At 75.4% G+C, this 20002-nt stretch carries 18 protein-coding genes; 11 read left to right on the top strand and 7 right to left on the bottom strand.

Annotated features, from left to right (window positions below):
- The first annotated feature begins 5 nt into the window (after nucleotides 1–5).
- From ACQP60_RS12025 to ACQP60_RS12005, 5 genes are all read left to right on the top strand, one after another.
- Nucleotides 6–1385: an efflux RND transporter periplasmic adaptor subunit gene (locus ACQP60_RS12025; protein WP_429732629.1), complete on the top strand. Its 1380-nt coding sequence runs from the start codon at nucleotides 6–8 to the stop codon at nucleotides 1383–1385.
- The gene (locus tag ACQP60_RS12020; RefSeq protein ID WP_429732626.1) at nucleotides 1382–2128 is read left to right on the top strand and encodes an ABC transporter ATP-binding protein; all 747 of its coding nucleotides are present in this window, start codon (nucleotides 1382–1384) and stop codon (nucleotides 2126–2128) included. The genes ACQP60_RS12025 and ACQP60_RS12020 overlap by 4 nt, the downstream gene beginning before the upstream one ends.
- Nucleotides 2125–3342: an ABC transporter permease gene (locus tag ACQP60_RS12015; protein WP_429732623.1), complete on the top strand. Its 1218-nt coding sequence runs from the start codon at nucleotides 2125–2127 to the stop codon at nucleotides 3340–3342. Before ACQP60_RS12020 ends, ACQP60_RS12015 begins: the two co-directional genes overlap by 4 nt.
- A 71-nt stretch (nucleotides 3343–3413) precedes the next feature.
- Nucleotides 3414–4439, top strand: coding sequence for a hypothetical protein (locus tag ACQP60_RS12010; RefSeq protein WP_429732621.1), 1026 nt, complete (start codon nucleotides 3414–3416; stop codon nucleotides 4437–4439).
- Entirely contained in the window at nucleotides 4432–6525 is a 2094-nt protein-coding gene (locus ACQP60_RS12005) for an efflux RND transporter periplasmic adaptor subunit (RefSeq protein ID WP_429732618.1), read from the top strand. Before ACQP60_RS12010 ends, ACQP60_RS12005 begins: the two co-directional genes overlap by 8 nt.
- Here the strand turns inward: ACQP60_RS12005 and ACQP60_RS12000 are convergent.
- Together ACQP60_RS12000 and ACQP60_RS11995 are read right to left on the bottom strand one after the other, a co-directional pair.
- Nucleotides 6517–8058, bottom strand: a complete 1542-nt coding sequence (locus ACQP60_RS12000) for a sensor histidine kinase (protein ID WP_429732615.1) — start codon at nucleotides 8056–8058, stop codon at nucleotides 6517–6519. The genes ACQP60_RS12005 and ACQP60_RS12000 overlap by 9 nt on opposite strands.
- Before the next feature lie 58 nt (nucleotides 8059–8116).
- Complete coding sequence (locus ACQP60_RS11995; RefSeq protein ID WP_429732613.1) at nucleotides 8117–8905, bottom strand: response regulator transcription factor; 789 nt, start codon at nucleotides 8903–8905, stop codon at nucleotides 8117–8119.
- 196 nt (nucleotides 8906–9101) lie between these two features.
- Here ACQP60_RS11995 and ACQP60_RS11990 point away from each other — a divergent pair, with 196 nt between their 5' ends.
- Genes ACQP60_RS11990 through ACQP60_RS11980 form a run of 3 tightly spaced genes read left to right on the top strand, consistent with a single transcriptional unit; the run spans nucleotide 9102 to nucleotide 12425 of the window.
- Nucleotides 9102–10076, top strand: coding sequence for a polyphosphate polymerase domain-containing protein (locus ACQP60_RS11990; RefSeq protein WP_429732610.1), 975 nt, complete (start codon nucleotides 9102–9104; stop codon nucleotides 10074–10076).
- Nucleotides 10073–10744, top strand: a complete 672-nt coding sequence (locus ACQP60_RS11985) for a DUF4956 domain-containing protein (protein WP_429732607.1) — start codon at nucleotides 10073–10075, stop codon at nucleotides 10742–10744. Before ACQP60_RS11990 ends, ACQP60_RS11985 begins: the two co-directional genes overlap by 4 nt.
- Nucleotides 10745–10766: 22 nt before the next feature.
- Entirely contained in the window at nucleotides 10767–12425 is a 1659-nt protein-coding gene (locus ACQP60_RS11980; protein WP_429732604.1) for a CotH kinase family protein, read from the top strand.
- A gap of 91 nt (nucleotides 12426–12516) precedes the next feature.
- On the opposite strand, the gene ACQP60_RS11975 is transcribed toward ACQP60_RS11980, so the two are convergent.
- Together ACQP60_RS11975 and ACQP60_RS11970 are read right to left on the bottom strand one after the other, a co-directional pair.
- Nucleotides 12517–13071, bottom strand: coding sequence for a hypothetical protein (locus ACQP60_RS11975; RefSeq protein WP_429732602.1), 555 nt, complete (start codon nucleotides 13069–13071; stop codon nucleotides 12517–12519).
- On the bottom strand, nucleotides 13071–13721 hold the full coding sequence (locus tag ACQP60_RS11970) for a TetR/AcrR family transcriptional regulator (RefSeq protein WP_429732599.1): 651 nt from the start codon (nucleotides 13719–13721) through the stop codon (nucleotides 13071–13073). Before ACQP60_RS11970 ends, ACQP60_RS11975 begins: the two co-directional genes overlap by 1 nt.
- A gap of 245 nt (nucleotides 13722–13966) precedes the next feature.
- Between ACQP60_RS11970 and ACQP60_RS11965 the strand changes: the two genes are divergently transcribed.
- From ACQP60_RS11965 to ACQP60_RS11955, 3 genes are all read left to right on the top strand, one after another.
- Nucleotides 13967–16435: a molybdopterin oxidoreductase family protein gene (locus tag ACQP60_RS11965; RefSeq protein ID WP_429732597.1), complete on the top strand. Its 2469-nt coding sequence runs from the start codon at nucleotides 13967–13969 to the stop codon at nucleotides 16433–16435.
- Nucleotides 16432–16962 carry a hypothetical protein gene (locus ACQP60_RS11960; RefSeq protein WP_429732594.1) on the top strand — a complete coding sequence of 177 codons (531 nt, stop codon included), beginning with the start codon at nucleotides 16432–16434 and terminating at the stop codon, nucleotides 16960–16962. The genes ACQP60_RS11965 and ACQP60_RS11960 overlap by 4 nt, the downstream gene beginning before the upstream one ends.
- A gap of 112 nt (nucleotides 16963–17074) precedes the next feature.
- Nucleotides 17075–17263, top strand: a complete 189-nt coding sequence (locus ACQP60_RS11955; RefSeq protein ID WP_429732591.1) for a hypothetical protein — start codon at nucleotides 17075–17077, stop codon at nucleotides 17261–17263.
- Nucleotides 17264–17289: 26 nt separating this feature from the next.
- Here ACQP60_RS11955 and ACQP60_RS11950 read toward each other — a convergent pair whose 3' ends face one another.
- The 3 genes from ACQP60_RS11950 to ACQP60_RS11940 all read right to left on the bottom strand — a co-directional run bounded on the left by ACQP60_RS11950 (nucleotide 17290) and on the right by ACQP60_RS11940 (nucleotide 19925).
- A complete protein-coding gene (locus ACQP60_RS11950; RefSeq protein WP_429732588.1) occupies nucleotides 17290–17898 on the bottom strand; it encodes a flavodoxin family protein in 609 nt (202 codons plus the stop codon).
- Nucleotides 17899–17983: 85 nt separating this feature from the next.
- Nucleotides 17984–19309, bottom strand: coding sequence for a cytochrome P450 (locus ACQP60_RS11945; RefSeq protein WP_429732586.1), 1326 nt, complete (start codon nucleotides 19307–19309; stop codon nucleotides 17984–17986).
- A gap of 196 nt (nucleotides 19310–19505) precedes the next feature.
- The gene (locus ACQP60_RS11940; protein ID WP_429732583.1) at nucleotides 19506–19925 is read right to left on the bottom strand and encodes a CBS domain-containing protein; all 420 of its coding nucleotides are present in this window, start codon (nucleotides 19923–19925) and stop codon (nucleotides 19506–19508) included.
- Nucleotides 19926–20002 lie beyond the last annotated feature (77 nt).

The following is a 20002-nucleotide window of genomic DNA, read 5'->3' as shown; positions in this document are numbered from 1 at the left end:
CGTCCGTGACCTCACCGTCGTCGGGGGTCCCCGACGACCCGCCCGCCCGCCGCCGACGCGTCGCCCTGCGGCTGCGCGGGCGCCGCCCCGGACGCCGCGCGATCCTGCTCGGCGCCGTCGCCGTCGTGGTGGTGGCCGCGCTCGTCGTCTGGCTCACCGTGCTGCGGCCGCGGAGCGCCGCGCCGGACGCGGCGGCCGCCACCCGCACCGCCACCGCCACCGCGAGCACGGCGACCTTCGAGCAGTCCGTCACCACCACCGGGACGCTGACACCGGCCGTGCAGGAGGACGTCTCCTTCGAGGCGTCGGGCACCGTGCAGACCGTCGAGGTCGCCGAGGGCGACACCGTCACGAAGGGCCAGACGCTCGCGACCGTCGACACGCTGCAGCTCGACGCCGCGCTCGCGCAGGCCAAGGCCGACCTGGCCCAGGCCGAGGCGGACCTCGCCGACGCGCAGGACTCCGACGACGGGACGGACGCCGCCGAGGCCGCCGTCGAGGCGCGCGAGAGCGCCGTCGCGGTCGCGCGGCAGGCGGCCGACGACGCCGAGGCCGCGATGTCGGACGCCACGCTCAAGGCCCCCGCGGCGGGGCTCGTGACCTCGGTCGGGGTCACGGTGGGCGATACGGTGGGCGACACGGCGGGCGGTACGTCCGGCTCCTCCGCGGGCGGCGGCTCGACCTCCGACCAGGGCGGCTCCGGCTCGGCGCCGAGCGCCTCCGGCTCCGCGAGCGGGTCCGGGAGCTCGGGCTCCACCGACGCCACCGCGGCGTTCACGATCGTCGGCACGGACGCATGGACGGTCGACGTGAGCGTCGGCGAGGCGGACGTCGCGTCCGTCGAGAAGGGCGACCAGGTCGAGATGACCTCGGACGACCTCGCCGACACCGTCTTCGGCACCGTCAGCGAGATCGGCAGGCTGCCGTCGACGTCGCAGGGCGCGGTGGCCTATCCCGTGACGGTCGCGGTGACGGGCGACCCCGACGGCCTGCACGACGGCGTGAGCGTCGACGTCTCCATCGTCACCGAGCGCCGCAGCGACGTGCTGTCCGTCCCCGCGGCCGCCGTGACCACGGGCGACGACGGCTCGTCGACGGTGACGCTGGTCGCCGACGACGGCTCGACCACCGAGCAGGCGGTCGAGACGGGCGAGACGTCCGGCCAGCTGGTCGAGATCACCTCGGGCCTGTCCGAGGGCGACACCGTCCAGTACACGACGTTCACCCCGGGCGCCGGGCGCGGGCAGGGCACCGGCGGGCAGGGCCAGCTGCCGGAGGACTTCGACCCGTCGCAGGTGCGGGGCGGCGGCCAGGGCGGCCTCCCCGAGGGCTTCGACCCGTCGCAGCTGGGCGTGCCCGGCGGCGGCCGGGGAGGGAACTCGTGACCGCGCCGGCCGCCGTCGGCCCGGAGGTGCTGCACCCGACGCCCGACGCGGTGATCGACCTCCGGGACGCGCGCAAGACCTACCGCACGGGCGACCTGGAGTTCGAGGCGCTGCGCGGCGTCGACCTGCGCATCAGGCGCGGCGAGTACGTGGCGATCGTCGGGCCGTCCGGCTCGGGCAAGTCGACGCTCATGAACGTGCTGGGCTGCCTCGACACGCTCACGTCCGGCAGCTACCGGATCGCGGGCGACGACGTGGACGACATGGACGAGACCGACCTCGCGAGCGTCCGCAACGAGCAGATCGGCTTCGTGTTCCAGCAGTTCAACCTCCTGCCCTCGCTGTCGGCGCTGCGGAACGTGGAGCTGCCGCTCGTCTACCGCGGCGTCGCGCCGGCCGAGCGCCGCGCACGGGCCACGCAGGCGCTCGAGCGCGTCGGCCTCGGCGACCGCACCGCGAACCGCCCCGGGCAGCTGTCGGGCGGCCAGCAGCAGCGGGTCGCGGTGGCCCGCGCCCTGGTCGGCGAGCCCGCGCTGGTCCTCGCGGACGAACCGACGGGCAACCTCGACTCGCGTTCCACGGCCGACGTGCTCGACCTGTTCGACGCGTTGCACGCCCACGGCCGCACCATCGTGCTCATCACGCACGAGCACGAGGTCGCCGAGCGGTCGCGCCGCGTCGTGCGGGTGCTCGACGGGCTGATCACGTCCGACGCCCCGAGCGGCCGGGCGGTGACGCCATGAGCTGGGCGGAGACCCTGGCGACGGCGTGGCACGCGATCCGCGCGCACACGATGCGGTCGCTGCTGACGGTGCTCGGCATCCTCATCGGCATCGCCGCGGTCATCCTCACGGTCGGCCTGGGCCTGGGCACCCAGAAGGACGTGTCCCAGGACATCAGCTCACTCGGCTCGAACCTGCTCATCGTCACGCCCGGGTCGTCCACCGACTCCTCCGGGATGCGCGGCGGCTTCGGGACCGCGTCGACGCTGACGACGGCGGACGCGGAGGCCCTGGGCTCCGGCGTCGCCGTGCCCGACGTCGCCGCGGTCACCGCGGAGAAGGAGTCGTCGCAGTCCTTGGAGGCCGGCGACGCCAACTGGACCACGACCGTCACCGGCGTCACCGGCGACTGGCTGGGCGTGCGCTCGCGCGAGCTCGCGTCGGGCGAGTTCGTCGGCGACGGCTCGACCGACGAGGTCGTGCTCGGCCCCGAGACGGCGACGGAGCTGTTCGGCACCACGAACGTCGTCGGGCGCACGGTGAGCATCGCCGGGACGACGTTCGACGTCGTCGGCGTGCTCGAGCCCGCCGGGTCCAGCGCGTCGACCAACCTCGACGACACCGCCGTGGTGTCCATGACGGCGATGACGTCGGGCATCACGGGCGGCGCCGACACGTCGGTGAGCACCATCTACCTCAAGGCGACCGACACCGACGCGATCTCGGCCGCGTACCAGGAGGCGGAGTCGCTCCTCCTCGCGCTGCACGGCGCGACCAGCGCGGACGCCGCCGACTTCACCATCGACTCGCAGGACTCGCTCGTGTCCACGGCGACGTCGGTCTACCGCACCCTCACGGTGCTCCTGGCCGGCGTGGCGGGGCTGTCCCTGCTGGTCGGCGGCATCGGCGTCATGAACATCATGCTGGTGTCCGTCACGGAGCGGACCCGGGAGATCGGGCTCCGCAAGGCGCTCGGCGCCCCGCCCGGCGCGATCCGGCGGCAGTTCCTCACGGAGGCGTCGATCCTCGGCGTCACCGGCGGGCTCGTCGGCGCCGGCCTCGGCGTCCTCGCCGCCGTCACCCTGCCCTCGGTGCTCGGCTCGTCGATTGTCGTGTCGCCCGTCGCGGTGGCCGGCTCGCTCGCCGTGGCGCTCGCCATCGGCCTGGTGTTCGGCGTCTACCCCGCCGTCCGCGCCGCCCGGCTCGCCCCGATCGACGCGCTGCGGAGCGAGTAGCCGTGCACCGCGCCCCACCCCGAGCGGCCACCGTCCGCGCCCGAACCGTCCCCCACGTCCCGGAGACCCCCATGACCCGCCGCACCACGGTGTCCACCACCGCCCTGTCCAGCACCACCTCGTCCCGCACCGCCCCGTCCCAGGCCGCCGCCCGGCGCTCGCGGGCCACCCTCGCGTCGTACGGCGTCGTGGGCGTCGTCGGCCTCGTGCTCGCGCTCGCCGGGTGCTCCTCCTCGGACGCCGCGACGTCCGACGGCACGCCCGCCGCCGAGGGGCAGCAGGGCCAGCAGCAGGGCCAGCAACAGGGTCAGGGCGGCCCCGCGGGCGGCGGCCGCGCCCCCGGCGTCTCGGGCGAGGTGGCGGCCGTCGACGGCACGACGGCGCAGGTCCAGGGCTCCGACTCGCAGACCGCCGTCACCTGGACCGACGACACGACGATCACCGTCACCGTCGACGGCACGCTCGACGACGTCGCCGTGGGCTCCTGCGTCGTCGCCACGACGGGCGGGACGCCCGGCGACGGCTCGTCCGACTCCTCCGACGACGAGGCCTCCGCGGTGTCGTCCGTCTCCGTGAGCGAGCCGGTGGACGGCGAGTGCACCGGCGGGTTCGGCGGCGGGTTCCCCGGCGGCGGTGGCGGCGAGCGGCCGGAGGGCGCGCCGACGGACATGCCCTCCGACCTGCCCACCGACCTGCCGACGGACATGCCGAGCGGCGGCCCGGGAGGCGGCCGCGGCGGCGGGTTCGGCGGCGTCACCGCCGGGGAGGTCACGGCGGTGGACGGCGCCACCCTCACGGTGCGGACCGCGTCCGCGGACGGCGAGACGACCGAGGAGACCGTGACGGTCGACGACGCCACCCGGTACTCCGTGCAGCAGGACGGCACGGCCGACGACGTCGCCGTCGGGCAGTGCGTCACGGCGCAGGGCGAGGAGGACGACAGCGGCACGGTCGCGGCGACCGGCCTCACGGTCGCGGCGCCCGGCGACGACGGCTGCTCCACCGGCTTCGGTGGCCGCGGCGTCTTCCCCGGCGGGCAGGGCGACGGCGAGGGCGACGAGCAGGCCGCCGGGCAGGGCGGTGACGGCGATGCGTGACGCCGCCGTCCGCCGGCGCCGCACCCGACGGCGTCGCCTCGTCGCGGCCGGCGTCGCCGTGGTCGTCCTGGGCGCCGGGGGCACGGCGTTCGCCCTGCGCCCGGCCGACGCCCGCTACCGCACGGCGGCGGTGACCACCGGCGACGTCGCGCAGCACGTGTCGGTGAGCGCGACGGTCGCGTCCGCCCGCCGCGCCGACGCGACGTTCGGCACGGCCGGCACCGTCGCCTCGGTGACGGTGGCCGCGGGCGACGAGGTCGAGGCGGGCGACACGCTCGCCACGCTGGACGCCGCCGCGCTGCAGGACGCCGTCGACGACGCCACCGAGGCGCTGGCCGAAGCCAAGCAGACGCTCGCCGACGACCTCGAGGCCCAGGCCGCCGGGACCAGCTCGACGAGCGGCACCGCCGCCACCCCGTCCGGGTCGTCCGCGTCGGGCGACGTGCGGGCGAGCAGCGCGGCGACGTCCGACACCTCGACCAGCACGACGACCAGCACGACGACCACAGCGACCGTCCGGCTGGTCAGCGCGACGAGCCCGACGGCCGCGACGGCCCCGGCCGCCGGCGGCACCGCCGACCTCGAGCAGGCGGTGACCGACGCCCGCGCCTCACTCACCGCCGCTCGGGCGGACGTGCAGGCGGCACAGGACGCGCTGCTCGACGGCTACGAGGCCGTGGAGGACGCGCTGGCCGAGGGCACCACGGCTCTCGGCACCTCGGGCGACGCCGTGACCGCGGCGACGGGCGACGACGGCGCGTGCGCCGCCGTCCTCGCGGCGGACGCCTCGGACGACGAGACCACGGACGACGGGGCCACCGCCGACGACCTCGCCGCCTGCGTGGACGCGATCGTCGCGGCGCAGGACGCGCTCGCGGCGACCGACGCTGCCCAGCAGGCGACCGGGACGGCCGAGGGCGCCCTCACCGACCTCGTGGCCGACCTGGACGACGCCGTGACGACGCTCGGCGAGAAGGCCGGCGCGCTCGACGACGCGGTCCAGGCCCTCGAGGACGCCGCCCCGTCCGGGTCCGGCGACGGATCCGGCGACGCATCCACCGGCGGCGGTACCTCCTCGGGACAGTCACCCGAGACGGGGTCGGGCGCCGGTGACACCCCGCAGGGCGGCGCCCCGAGCGGCACCGTCGACGGGTCGACGCCGTCGGGCGGCTCGAGCAGGGGCGACCTGCCGACCGGACCAGACGGGACGGGCGGGTCCGGTGGATCAGCCGGGTCCGGCACCTCGGGCACGGCGGGCGGGTCCGGCACCGGCGCGCTCGGCGGCTCCGGCACGTCGGGCACGGTCACGGCCGAGCGGATCCTCGCGGACCGTGCCGCGGTGACGGTCGCGGAGAACGACGTCGACATCGCGAAGGCGGCCGCCGCGGCGGGTACCCTCACGGCACCGATCTCCGGCACGGTGGCGCAGGTCGACGCCTCGAAGGGCGCGAGCGTCAGCGCGGGCGACGCGGCCGCGACGATCCTCGGCGACGGCGGCTACGTCCTGTCCACGACGCTCGACCTCGCCGAGGTGCGTACGGTCGAGGTCGGGCAGCCGGTCACGGCGACGCTGCCCGCGACCGGCGGCGAGTACACCGGCACGGTGAGCAACGTGGGGGTCCTCGACTCCTCGGAGACGTCGACCCCCGCGTACGCGGCGACGATCGCGCTCGACCCGGTCGACGGCTCGGACGACTCCGGCGCCGACCTGCCCGAGGGCGCGTCGGCCTCGGCGACGATCGAGGTCGCGACCGTGGACGACGTGCTCGTGGTCCCGACGTCCGCGGTGAGCGCGGACGGGTCCACCCGGACCGTGCGCATGCTCGACGGCGGCTCGGTCCGGACCGTGGACGTCACCACGGGCGCCGTCGGCCCGGAGCGCACCGAGATCACCGACGGGCTGGCCGCCGGCGACGAGGTCGTGCTCGCCGACCTGGACCAGCAGCTCGTGCAGGACGACGACGAGGAGGAGTCGGGCGGCCTCAGCAGGCTCGGCGGCTCCGGCGAGCGGTCCGGGCCGCAGGGCGGGTTCCCGGGCGGCGGCCTGCCGGAGGGCTTCCAGCCGCCGACGGGCGCGTCACGCTGAGCGCGGTGCGGCGTCCGGCGTGCGGCCGCGCGGCAGCCGCACGACGAACGTCGTGCCGGTCGCGCCCCCCGGCCGTTCGCCGGCCGTGGCGGACCGGACGTCGATCGTGCCGCCGTGCGCGGCCACGATCGCGTCGGCGATCGCGAGGCCCAGGCCGGTCGACCCGCCGGCCCGGTGGCGGGACGCGTCGCCGCGCGTGAAGCGGCGGAAGAGCGCGGGTCGGAGGTCGGGGGCGATGCCCGGTCCGTCGTCGGCCACCTCGACCTCGACGGCGTCCCCGCCGTCCCGCAGCCGCACCTGCACGCGGGTGCCGGGCGGCGTGTGCGTGCGGGCGTTCGTGAGCAGGTTCGCCAGCACCTGGCGCAGGCTCGCCTCGTCGCCGGTCACGGCCAGCTCGTCCTCCTCGGGCAGCCCGCGTTCGTCAGCATCGTCGCCGTCGCCCGGCAGCGCGAGCACCCAGTCGTGGTCCGGGCCCGCGGCGTGCGCGTCCATCACCGCGTCGACGGCGAGCGCCGCCAGGTCGACCGGGGACCGGTCGAGGGGCCGGCCGGCGTCGAGGCGTGCGAGCAGCAGCAGGTCCTCGACGAGGCCGGACATGCGCACCGCCTCGGACTCGATCCGGTCGAGCGGCCGGGCGGTGTCACCGGCGGGGCCGGCGGCATCGTCGGGCGCGCGACGCACGAGCTCGGCGTAGCCGCGGATCGTCGCGAGCGGGGTCCGGAGCTCGTGGCTCGCGTCCGCGACGAACCGGCGCACCTGCTGCTCCGAGTCGTGGCGCTCCTGGAGCGAGGTCTCGACGTGCTCGAGCATCCGGTTGAGCGCGGCGCCCACCTGGCCCACCTCCGTGCGTTCGTCCGTGAGCCCCTCGGTCACGCGCGGGATGCCGGCGACCGCGCCCCGGGAGAGCTCCAGCTCCGAGACCCGGACCGCGGCCTCGGCGACGTCGTCGAGCGGGCGCAGCGAGCGGCGCACCAGCCACGCGCCGCCGACCACCGCCACGGCCAGGCCTGCCGCCCCGAGCGCCACCTGCACGAGGACGTACCCCCGCACCGTCTCGGCGACCGCCGCGGTGCTCGTGGCGACGACCGCGTCCGCGCCGTCGTCGCCGGTCCGGTGCACGGCCCGGAAGGCGCCGAGGTCCGGCACGGTGACGTCGTGCGCACGACCGTCCGCGGGCACCGCCTGGAGGGCGGCGACCTGGGCGTCGTCGAGCGTCGTGCGCTCGAGGGCGTCCGTGACGTGGTCGGCGAGCACCACCTCGCCGTCCACGGAGTGCACGACGGCGCTCCCCGGGCCGAAGCCCGCGGGGAAGTCCGACGGGGCGTCGGTCGGGGCGGGCGGCGGGACGTCGTCCGCGGCGGCCGCGCCGTCCCCGGCGTCGGCGCCGGGCGGCCGCGGTCCCGGACCGTCGACGAGGCGCCGGCCCGCCTGCTCCAGCCGCTGGTCGGTCTGCGCGACGAGCTGCGAACGCAGCACCGCCGTCGAGACCGTCGCGAGACCGACCGTCACGACGACGACCACCGCGGCGAGCACGACCACGAGGCGACGGCGCAGGGTTGTCGGGCGCAGACGCCGTCCCGCGCGACGACGGTCACACACGGGCGCCGCCGTCCTCCGCGACGGCGGCGGGCTTGAGCACGTAACCCACCCCGCGCAGCGTGTGGATCATCGGCTCCCGGCCCTTGTCGATCTTGCGACGCAGGTAGGAGACGTACAGCTCGACGATGCTCGACTGGCCCCCGAAGTCGTAGTTCCACACACGGTCGAGGATCTGCCCCTTCGACAGCACCCGGCGCGGGTTGCGCATGAAGTACCGCAGCAGCTCGAACTCCGTCACCGTGAGGTGGATCTCCTGACCCGCCCGGCGCACCTCGTGCGCGTCCTCGTCCAGTTCGAGGTCGCCGACGACGAGGAGCCCGTCCTCGGACCGCGTCACCGCTCCCGCGCGCCGCAGCAGGCCGCGCGCCCGGGCGACCACCTCCTCGAGGCTGAACGGCTTCGTCACGTAGTCGTCGCCGCCGACGGTGAGGCCGGCGACCCGGTCCTCGACGGCGTCGCGCGCGGTGAGGAACAGCACCGGCATCCGCGCGCCCTGGGCGCGCAGCCGCCGCAGCACGGTGAACCCGTCCAGGTCCGGGAGCATCACGTCCAGCACGACCAGGTCGGGGCCGGTCTCCCGCGCCAGGCGGAGCGCCGACGCGCCGTCGGGCGCCGCGGCGACGTCCATCCCCTCGAGGCGGAGGGCGGTGGTGAGGAGCTCGGCGAGGTTGAGCTCGTCGTCCACCACGAGCGCCCTGACGGCCGCCCCGTCCGGACGGGTGAGGGGCGGCAGGTCCGGGCGCCCGGCGGGCACGGAGGAGGGGACGAAGGGCGTCGACATGGGCGCCAGCCTGCGTCGTCCACCCCCGCGCATCCTGTGCCGAACCTGTGAGCCGGCTATGTCTTCGCCCGCGACCCGGCCCGTCCCAGCGGGCGCATAAGTTGCCCCGACAGTCTGCAGGCTCCCGGTTGTTCACCTGCCGGACGGCCGTCGTTCACCCACGGCGCCGGCCCGGCACCGACGAGAGGAGCGTCCCGTGCGACGTCGGTCCCGACGTACCGAACCCCGCGCGACACCGAGCGACCCCGGGCCTGCGGGGCCGACGGCCGCCGCGACCTCGGCGCGCACCGCCACCGCGAGCCGGCTGCACGCGTTCAACCGCTTCGAGATCAAGTACCTCGTGCCGCAGGACCGGGCCGAGGAGCTCCGTGCCGAGCTGCGCCGGCACATGGACGACGACGCGTACTCCGGCGACCGGGGCTACCCGATCACCAGCGTCTACTACGACACGGCCCGCCTGAAGTTCTACTGGGAGAAGATCGAGGGCCTGAAGTTCCGCCGCAAGCTGCGCGTGCGGCACTACGGCACGGCCGACGACCTGTCGCCGGACTCGAGGGTCTTCGTCGAGATCAAGCAGCGCGTCAACCGGGTCACGCAGAAGCGCCGGGTCGTGCTGCCGTACCGGGACGCGCTGCGGCTGTGCTCGCCGGAGGGCTACGAGCCCGAGGGCGAGGTCGGCGCCCGCGAGCGCGCGTTCCTCGACGAGGTGTCGACCCTGGTGGGCGAGCTCGACCTGCGCCCGACGGTGACCACCGGGTACCACCGCGAGGCCTGGGTGGGGCGGGAGGCCGACCTCGGCCTGCGCGTCACCCTCGACCACCGCCTGCGCGGCCGCGACCGCGACTTCCACCTCGCCTCCGAGGCCGCGAACCGGCTCATCCTGCCCGCCCGCCTGTCCGTGCTCGAGGTGAAGGCGAACGAACGGGTGCCGGCGTGGGTCACGGATCTCACCGCCCGGATGAGCCTCGACGTCGTGCGGATCTCGAAGTACTGCCAGAGCGTGCAGGCCTTCGGCCTCGTGCCGCGCTCGACGATGCACGCCCCGGACGAGCTCGACGCCGTCCTCGGCGACCACGCGCCCGCCACCGAGCTGACCGACGGGCCCGTCCCCGGGTCCACCGACGACGGCGTCACCGACGCCCCGAACCGAAAGAGTGTCCTCGTCCGATGAACCTGCAAGATCTGAGCGGAACCTTCTCCGTCTTCGACGTCGCGATGACGCTGGTGCTGTCCTTCGTCCTGTCCTCGGCCATCGGCTGGGTGTACAAGCGGACGCACCGGAACATCTCCTACAGCCAGTCCTACGTCCAGACCCTCGTCGTCATCGGCATGGTCGTCGCCGTGATCATGCTGGTCGTCGGGTCGAACATCGCCCGCGCGTTCGCCCTCGTCGGCGCGCTGTCCGTGATCCGGTTCCGCAACGCGATCAAGGAGACCCGCGACGTCGGGTTCATCTTCCTCGTGATGGCGATCGGCATGGCCGTCGGCACGCGCTTCTACCTGCTGGCCGCCGCCGCGACCGCGATGATCCTGCTCGTCGTCTTCCTCATGCAGCGCTTCGACTGGTTCAAGCTCGACATCCAGCGACAGGTGGTCAAGGTCCAGGTGCCGCCCGAGCCGCGGTACCAGCAGGACGTCGCCGACGTGCTGGTCCGCCTGACCCAGGAGTTCGAGCTCGTGAGCGTCGAGACCGTGCGCGGCGGCGCCCTCACGGAGCTGTTCTACTCCGTGCGCCTCAAGGGCGGGGTCACGACCGCCGAGGTCATCGAGGAGCTCGGCGCGATCAACTCCGGCCAGAAGGTCACCGTGCTGACCGGGTACGACCAGTCCGACATGTGAGCGGGGAACAGCCCAGGTGAACATGAGTCTCGCAAGCCTCCGCAAGCGCCTCCCCGTCCGACTGCGCCAGCACTGGAAGCCCCTCACCGCGGGGGTGGTCGGGGTGGCCGTCGCCCTGACGTTCTTCGGGGACCTGACGATCCGGCCGTACTCCACGAGCTCGGCCGCCGTCACCGACGAGGAACGGATCACGCAGGACATCACGGGGACGGTCGATCTCTTCGACGACTCCGTGGAGCACGAGGTTTCGCTGTCGTACACGCAGGAGCGCTACGACGAGATGCTCGACGCCTACTTCGCCGACGGCGAGAAGGAGTGGATGTCCGCCGACATCACCATCGACGGCACCACCATCCAGGACGTCGCCGTGCGCCTCAAGGGCAACTCCACGCTGTCGTCGCTGGTCGACGACCGCGAGGGGTCCGACACCGAGGGCGAGCGCGCCCCGGGCGGCATCGGCGGCATGGGTGGCGGCGAGGGTGGGCAGGGCGGCGGGATGCCTGAGCTGCCCGAGGGCATGGAGCTCCCCGAGGGCATGGAACCGCCCGAGGGCGGACGGCTGCCGGAGGGCGGACAGCTGCCGGAGGGCGGGATGCCCGGCGGCGAGGACGGCGGGGGCGGCTTCGGCGGCACCGGGGTGGCCCTGACCACCGACGAGCCGGAGAACCTGCCGCTGCTGGTGAGCTTCGACGAGAACGAGCCGGGCCGTGCCTACCAGGGGCGGACCGAGCTCTCCATCCGCCCCGCGAGCGCGTCGAGCGAGTCGTCGCTCAACGAGGCGGTGGCGCTCGAGCTCACGGAGCAGTCGGGGCAGCCCACGCAGGACTACGCGTTCACCACCTACGCCGTCAACGACCGTCCGACCACGACCCGGCTCGTCGTCGAGAACCCCGACCCGCAGTACGCGGACGGGCTCGAGGGCGAGGGGGTGCTCTACAAGCTGCTGTCGACGAGCTCGTTCGAGTACCAGGGGGACGACCAGACCGAGTACACGGACGACTTCAAGCAGGTCAACCTCGTCGGGAACCAGGACCTGCAGCCGATCGTGTCGTTCCTGAAGTGGCTCGACGGCGCGTCGGACGAGGAGTTCGCCGACGAGCTCGACCAGTGGGTCGACGTCGAGTCCTTCGCCCGGTACCTCGGCACCCAGGAGGTGCTCGACAACGTCGACACCATCTCCGGTCCGGGGAAGAACGCGTACCTCTACTACGACCTCGACACCGGGCTCCTCAGCGTCGTGTCCTGGGACCTCAACCTGGCCCTGGGCGGCATGTCCGGCCGTGGCACGGGTGGCGGCATGGCTGGCGGTGCCGCGCCCGGTGGCGACGTCCAGGGCCCGCCCGAGGGCATGGAGGGCGGCCCCGGCGGGGGCGGCGGGGGCGGCGGCATGGGCGGGATGATGAGCCAGAACGCGCTGGTCACCCGCTTCGAGGAGAACGCCGACTTCTCCGCGAAGATCGACGCCGCCGTCGACGACCTGACCGCCGAGTGGATCGACAGCGGGAAGGCCGCCGCCCTGGTCGACGAGGTGGCGGCGCGCGTGCCCGTCACCGCCGGTGTGGACCAGGCGACGATCGACGCGGACGCCGAGACCGTCCGGGGGAAGCTCGCCGGTGGCGACGATGGCGACGCCGGGGGCACGGGTGGCACCGACGCCGCGGACGCGGGACCCGGCCAGTGACCCGGGCACGCGGCCCGGCCGGGGAACGACCCACCCGGCCGGGCCGTGGTGCGCGTCAGCGGCGGGCCGCGAGGTAGCGCACGCGCGGAGGCTAGGCGGCACCCAGCCGGGGTGCTCGCTCGCGTGGCGCGGCGCCGGCCGCCGCGCGCCGCAGGCGCGCGGCGTTCCGCGCCACCACGAGGTTCTGCGTCAGCAGGGCGAGCCCGAGCGTCAGCAGCACGCTGCCCTCGGTGACCGCGGGCGACGCGCCGAGCCGGGCGCCGGCGTCCGCGAGCTCGAACCGGAGCGCCACCGAGACCGCCCACAGCACCACGGTCGCCGCCGTGTACCGGTAGCGCACCACGTCCCCGGCCCCCGGCGAGAGCTGGACGGTCACGGCGCGCGCGACGCCGAGACCCACGGTGAGCACGAGATCGGCGGCCGCCACGGCGACGGTGGCTCCCCCGCCGCCGGGCGACGGCAGCCCGAGCCAGGGCACCAGCAGGAACGCGCCGACGACCATGACGACGACCGGGCCGGTGACCAGGCGCCTCGTCCGCGCCGGGCGGGCGCGCAGGCGGAGGAGGACGACCACGGCGAGGGTCACCAGGCCGACGAGGACCTGGGGCGGCATCGAGTCGAGCGTCGCGTCGAGCGTCGTGCCCATCAGGCGGCCTCCTCGCCGACGAGGTACGCCGCCACCGCGGCGGCGAGCGCGGCACGGAACGCGCTGGCCCGCGCCGGGTCGGCCGGGTCGTGACCGAGCGCCGACTGCCACGACCACCCGCCCAGCGCGTAGCCGTACGCGCCGGACATGCCGAGCAGCAGCACCGCCTCGATGCGGTCGCGCGACGGCACCCGGTCGGCGGGCAGCGCCGCGCGCAGCCCGGCCTCCATCATGTCGGCGATGCCGGCGAGCCCGTCGGTCGCGAGCGTGCCGTGCTCGGGGTGCAGCGCCGACCATGCCCACAGCCGCAGGTACCGCTCGTCGTCGAGCGTCGCGAAGACGACGTCGAGCATCCGGGCCGCGTACGGGACGCCCGCGTCGTCCGCGACCCTGGCGCGGACGCGCTCGCGGTGGCGCGCGTCCTCCGCGCGCAGCACCTCGCGGATCAGGCCGCGATGGGTGCCGAAGTAGTGGCTCACGAGCCCTCGGGTCACGCCGGCCGCGCCCGCGACCTGGGCGAGGGTCACGGCGTCGGGGCCGTGCTCGGCGACAAGCGCCGTCGCGGCCTCCAGGATCTCCTGGCGGGACCGCTCGGGGGTGAGCCGGCGGCGGCCGTCCCGTCCGCGCGCGCCCCTGCTATTGGCGGTCATGCCAATAACTTAGCGCACGAAGAGCCCTCGGCCGCGCACCTCGCAGCGTGCCCGCCCTGGTCAGGGCTGGTGCTCCGGACCGGGACGCGGCCAGGTCGTGAGGGACCGGCCACGCACGCGTCAGGCCGGCCCGCCGACGGCGCCCGAGCCGGGCTGCGCCGACCGGCGACGTCCGCGGCGGAGGGCTAGCGTCGACAGAGCCGGTCAGGACGCGGCCGGCCGTCCTCGAGGCGAGAGGAGGCCTCGTGGCTTCCATCGACCGGGTGGCGGAGCCCTGGGGCACGCGCACCCCCTACGGACCGGGCGAGACGTGGCCGGCGCGCACGGACACCTACCTCGCCGACGGCATCGAGCCGGACGACGTCGACCGGTGGGTCCCGTCCGCCACGGTGCTGCACTCCAACGGCGACGCGCTCGACATCGCCGTCAAGGACGGGCGGATGGTGGGCGTCCGGGGCCGCGCCGGCGACCGGGTCAACCACGGCCGGCTGGGCCCCAAGGACCTGTACGGCTGGCAGGCCAACGCCTCCCCGGACCGGCTCACCCGCCCCCTCGTGCGGCGCGACGGCCGCCTCGTCGAGACGTCGTGGGACGACGCGATGGGGCGGGTCGTGGCGCGCACGCGCGAGCTGCTCGACGAGCAGGGGCCCGGCGCGCTCGGCTTCTACACGTCGGGCCAGCTCTTCCTCGAGGAGTACTACACGCTCGCACTCGTCGCCCATGCCGGGCTGCGCACCAACCACGTGGACGGCAACACCCGGCTGTGCACGGCCACGGCGGCGGAGGCGCTGAAGGAGTCCTTCGGGTGCGACGGGCAGCCCGGCTCGTACTCGGACGTCGACCACGCGGACGCGATCGCGCTGTTCGGCCACAACGTGGCCGAGACGCAGACGGTGCTCTGGACGCGCATGCTGGACCGGCTCGCGGGGCCGCGGCCGCCGGCTCTGCTGTGCGTCGACCCGCGGCAGACGCCGGTCGCCCGGGCCGCGACCGTGCACCTCGCACCCCGCCCGGGCACCAACGTGGCGCTGCTGGACGGCCTGCTCCATGAGGTCCTGACGCACGACTGGGTGGACCACGACTACGTCGCGGCCCACACGGTGGGGTTCGCGGAGCTGGAGAAGCAGGTGGCGGCGTACCCGCCGGACGTGGTCGCGCGGATCTGCGACGTGCCGGAGCGCGACCTGCGGGCGGCGGCGGAGCTGGTGGGCACGGCGGAGCGCCTGCTCTCGACCGTGCTGCAGGGCTTCTACCAGTCGCACCAGGCGACGGCGGCGGCCGTGCAGGTGAACAACCTGCACCTCGTGCGCGGGATGCTGGGCCGCCCGGGAGCGGGGGTGCTGCAGATGAACGGGCAGCCCACGGCCGAGAACACCCGCGAGTGCGGCGCGGACGGCGACCTGGCGGGCTTCCGCAACTGGGCGAACGACGCGCACGTCGCCGACCTGGCCCGGGTGTGGAACGTGGAGCCGGACGAGATCCCGCACCACTCGCCCCCCACGCACCTCATGCAGATGCTGCGGTACGCCGAGCAGGGCTCGCTGCGGCTGTTGTGGGTGCAGGCCACCAACCCGGCGGTGTCCCTGCCCGAGCTGGCCCGCGTCCGCTCGGTGCTCTCCCAGGACCGGCTGTTCCTCGTGGTGCAGGACATCTTCCTGTCCGAGACGGCCGAGCTGGCCGACGTCGTGCTGCCCGCCGCCGCGTGGGGAGAGAAGTCGGGGACGTTCACCAACGCCGATCGCACCGTGCACCTGTCCGAGCGGGCCGTGGACCCGCCCGGCGAGGCGCGGCCGGACCTCGACATCTTCCTCGATCTCGCCCGTCGCCTGAACCTGCGGGACAAGGACGGCGGCCCGCTCGTCCCGTGGACCGACCCGGAGGGCGCCTTCGAGGCCTGGAAGGAGTGCTCGCGCGGCCGGCCGTGCGACTACAGCGGCCTCACCTACGCCGTGCTGCGCGAGGGCGGCGTGCAGTGGCCGTGCACCGCCGACGCCCCGCACGGCACCGAGCGGCTGTACGCCGACGGGGCGTTCTGGGCGGCGCCGGACACGTGCGAGAGCTACGGCCGCGACCTCGTCACGGGGGCGCCCGTCGAGCCCACCGAGTACCGCGCGCTGAACCCCGACGGCAGGGCCGTCATCAAGGCGGCCGAGTACCTGCCTCCGCACGAGGAGCCGAGCGAGGCGTTCCCGCTGCACCTCACCACCGGCCGCACGCTCTACCACTTCCACACCCGGACCAAGACGGGCCGGGTGCCCCAGCTGCGCGACGCCGCCCCCGACGTGTGGGTCGAGCTCAGCCCCCCAGACGCCGAGGCGTACGGGCTGGCCGAGGGCGACGTCGCCGCCGTCACGACGCCGCGCGGCGGGATCGAGGCCCGCGTGCGGGTGGGCGGGATCCGGCGCGGCGTGGCGTTCGTCCCGTTCCACTACGGCTCCTGGGACACCGGCCCGCGCGCGGACGGGACGACGGGCCGGGCCGCCAACGAGCTCACGCCCACCGACTGGGACCCCGCCTCGAAGCAGCCGCTGTTCAAGGCCGGCGTCGCGGCGGTGCGGAAGGTGCGCGACGGGACCGGTCCGGCTCCGGCGCCCACGACGACCGCGTCCGCGCCGGCCGGCGCGGGCGTCCCACCCACCGCGGGCGGGGCGGACGCCCTGAGCGACGAGGGCGTCGCGGTCGGGTGGGCTGCCGGAAGGTGGGGCACGCCATGAGGATCGGGACCGCCCTGCGCGACCTGGAACGGTCGGAGCGCGGCCTGGCCCGCGGCCTGGAGCACCTCGCGGCACGGCACCCGGCCGAGCACGAGGTCTTCCACGTCGGCCGCGACGTGGCGTCCTGGTCGCGCGTCCACGCCGTCGACGTCGCGGCCGCGGCGCGGCGCTACGAGGACGCGCCGGAGGGCGACGGGCCCGGCGAGGGCCTGGGCCGGGAGCTCGGGGCGGCCCTCGGCGGAGCGCTCGACGACCCTCTCGGTGACGCGACCGCCGCCGAGGCCGTCGTCGGTGATCCCGCGGACGTACCGACCGACGCCCTCCAGCTGCTCCGCGACCTGCGCCAGGTGGCGATGCACGCCTACGGCGTCTCCACCGAGTGGGAGATGGTGGCCCAGGCGGCGCAGGCGGTGCGCGACCCGGACCTGCTCGCCCTGTGCCAGCGCTGCCACCCCGGGACGCTCCGCCAGCTCCGGTGGGCGAACGCGACGATCAAGGTGCTGTCCGCGCAGGCGCTGACGTCGTGACCCGGCGCCACGGGTGCGTGCGTCGGCCGCGCGTGCCACGGTGCCCGGAGAGCCGCGCGGTCCAGCCCCGGCCGCCGTGCTCGCACGACAGCTCGTGCGACAGGAGACGACCATGACCGACCAGCCCGGCTACGACCCCGCCCAGGACCCCGACGCCGATCCGGAGGAGCTGAACCCGCGCACGGGAGCCGCCGCAGGAGACAGGGCAGGAGACGGCGACGACGACACCGTGCAGGACCCGGACGCCGACCCCGACCAGCTCAACCCCCGCAGCGGCGGACAGGCCGAGCCCGAGTCCTGACCGGCCCGCTCGCCGGTCGGGCCGGCTCAGCTCTCGGGGAACGGGCGCACCGGCAGCGCCCGCAGCGCGGTGGCCACCGCGTGCAGGTTGTGGGCCATGAGCCGGCCGGTGCGGTGCGACCACGCGTGGCCGTGCTCGGTGTCGGGGTAGTCCGGACCGGGGCCAGGGCCCTGGTTCCAGTAGGTCCACGCCTGCCCGGGGATCGTGTAGCCGATGTCGGCGAGCGCGCCGCTGATCTCCGAGATCACGTGGTGCGCGCCGTCCTCGTTGCCGGTGACGACGACTCCCGCGACGCGGTTGTACGCGACCGGCGTGCCGTCGTCGGCGGTCTCGGACAGCATCGCGTCCATCCGCTCGAGCATGCGCTGCGCGACCGACGACGGCCGGCCCAGCCACGTCGGGGTCACGACCACGAGGATCTCGGCGTCGAGCAGCCGGGCGTGCACCTGCGGCCACCGGTCCCCGCCGCCGAGGTCGGTCACCACTCCCGGCGGGACGTCGAGGTCGGCCAGGCGCACGTGCCCGACGTCGACGCCGCGCTCCTCCAGCGCCTCGGCGACCACCCTCGCCAGCAGCTCGGTGTTCGAGGGTTCGGGGGACTTCTTGAGCGTGCAGCTGACGAACAGGGCCTTCATCGCGCTCTCCGTACCTCGCGTCGCGGCGGCCGCTCCTGGACCTCGCGCCACGGTAACGCGGCGCATGCCTCCCCACCCGCCGACCTCACCGGACCCCGGCGAGGGGCGGCGCGACGAACCGCAGCCCGAGGTGGTCGACCGTGGCCGGGAGCGGGTCCCGGGCGAGATGCTGCCCGCGCTCCACCTCCAGGCCGAGGTTCGCCATCCGGGCGAGCAGGTGCGACGCCACCAGGAGCACCACGTGACGGCCGGGGCACGCCGCCGGGCCGCCGCTGAACGGCACGATCCCCCAGTCCTCGTCCGCCCTCCCGTCCCACCAGGCCTCCGGCACGAAGGCGTCGGCGAACGCCAGGCGCTCCGGGTCCCGGTGGAAGAACGCGCTCACGACGACGAACCCGGTGCCCGCGGGCACGGTCGCGCCGCCCCAGTCGGTGGGCCGCACCGCGTCGCGCAGCACCGCGAACGTCGTCGGCCACAGCCGCACCGCCTCCAGCAGGCAGGCCCGGCCGTACGGCAGCAGCGCCGCCGGCCCTCCCCTGTCGTCCGCGAGCTCGCCCACCAGGCGGCCCCGGACGTCGTCGCGGGCCGAGGCGACGGCCAGCGCGCGCAGCGTGGTCGCGCCCGCGGCGTCGAAGGCGAAGAGCCAGTGCGGCACCTGGCCGGGCGCCTCGTCGGGGTCGGCGTCGCGGATCCGGCCGGCGAGGGACGACGACGGCGCCCGCGCCACGTGCTCGGCGACGCGCCGCTCCAGCTCGGCACGCAGCCACGGCCGGCGCGGGCGGAACCACGACCAGTTGCCGTCGCGGCGCAGCGCGTTCAGCAGGTCCACCACCCGCAGGTCGTCGCGGGCCCGTGCCCCGAACGTCACCTCCATGACGAGGCTCCACCACGCGTCGGAGAACGCGGCCGCGTCGAGACCGCCCGCGGCGTCGACCCGCCGGGCCAGCTCCTCGGCGGCACGCTCGACCGCCGCGACGAACGCCGAGCCGTCGTCGTGCACCGCGTGCGCGGCGTCGAGGGCGTCCTCGTTGAGCGGCCGCAGCCGGCGGCGGTCGTCCGGGCCGGAGATCAGCAGCGCCCGCGGCTGGAAGTGTGCGAGCGCGCCCCGCTTCTCGTTCGACGCGGCCGTGAACGGGTCGGGCGTGCCCTCCAGCAGGCGCCGGACGTCGTCGGGTGTGGTCGCCAGCACCAGACGGCGCGGCCCGAGCCGCAGCGCCAGGGGCGCGCCGTCGTACCGGTCGCGCAGGCCGCCGAGCACGCGACGGGCCGCGCGGTCGGTCTGCCTGCGTTCCGCCCACGCCGTGAGGCGGGGACGGCGCACGATCGCGCCCTGCGCCACGAGCGGCGCGAGCACGGTGCCGACGACGCGAGCGGTCTCGGCCGCGGTGAGCTCGGCGGGAGCACGGGACACGGAGGCCTCCGGCGGGTCGGTGGGCGCCACGGCTCGACGCGTCGTCCCAGCCTGGGACCGCCCCGCTCTCCCCGCACGTCGGCCCGGGTGGCGACCATGTCCGCGGGCCGGGCACGATCGACGTGCGGCGACCCGTGCGGCCGCCGCGGGCCGGATGTCCAGCAGCGTGGCACCCGGCTCCCGCGACGGGGGCCGGTCAGCGGTTCGGCGGGGCGTCCGAGATGTCCGCGAGCGCCGACGAGGGGTCCCGCTCGACGGCGAGGTCCCCGAGGGACACGATCCCGACGAGCACGTCGCCGTCCACCACGGGCACGCGACGCACGGCGGCGTCCCGCATCACCTGGACGGCGACCTCGACCGGGTCACCGGGGCCGACGGCCACGAGCTGCTCGCTGACGATCCCGTCGAGCCGGTCGTCCGGTCCCCGGCCTTCGGCAAGCCCGCGCACGACGAGATCGCGGTCGGTGACGATCCCGGCGATCTGCCGTCCGGACCGGACCACGAGCGCCCCCACGTCGAGCTGGCCCATGGCCTGCGCCGCGGTCCGGACGGTGCCCGAGACGTCGACGGCGGCGGGGGCGGAGGTCATGCAGTCGGCGACGGTACGGATGGTCATGTCGTCCTCCATCTCTTCGGGAGAGCGACGGCGGACTGCTTCACCGGTCTTCTCACCGTGCCCGCGCGACCACGTGC

The sequence above is a fragment of the Isoptericola variabilis genome, from assembly GCF_050311655.1.
Classification (GTDB): Bacteria; Actinomycetota; Actinomycetes; order Actinomycetales; family Cellulomonadaceae; genus Isoptericola; species Isoptericola variabilis.
This window is presented reverse-complemented; position numbering and strand designations above follow the sequence as displayed.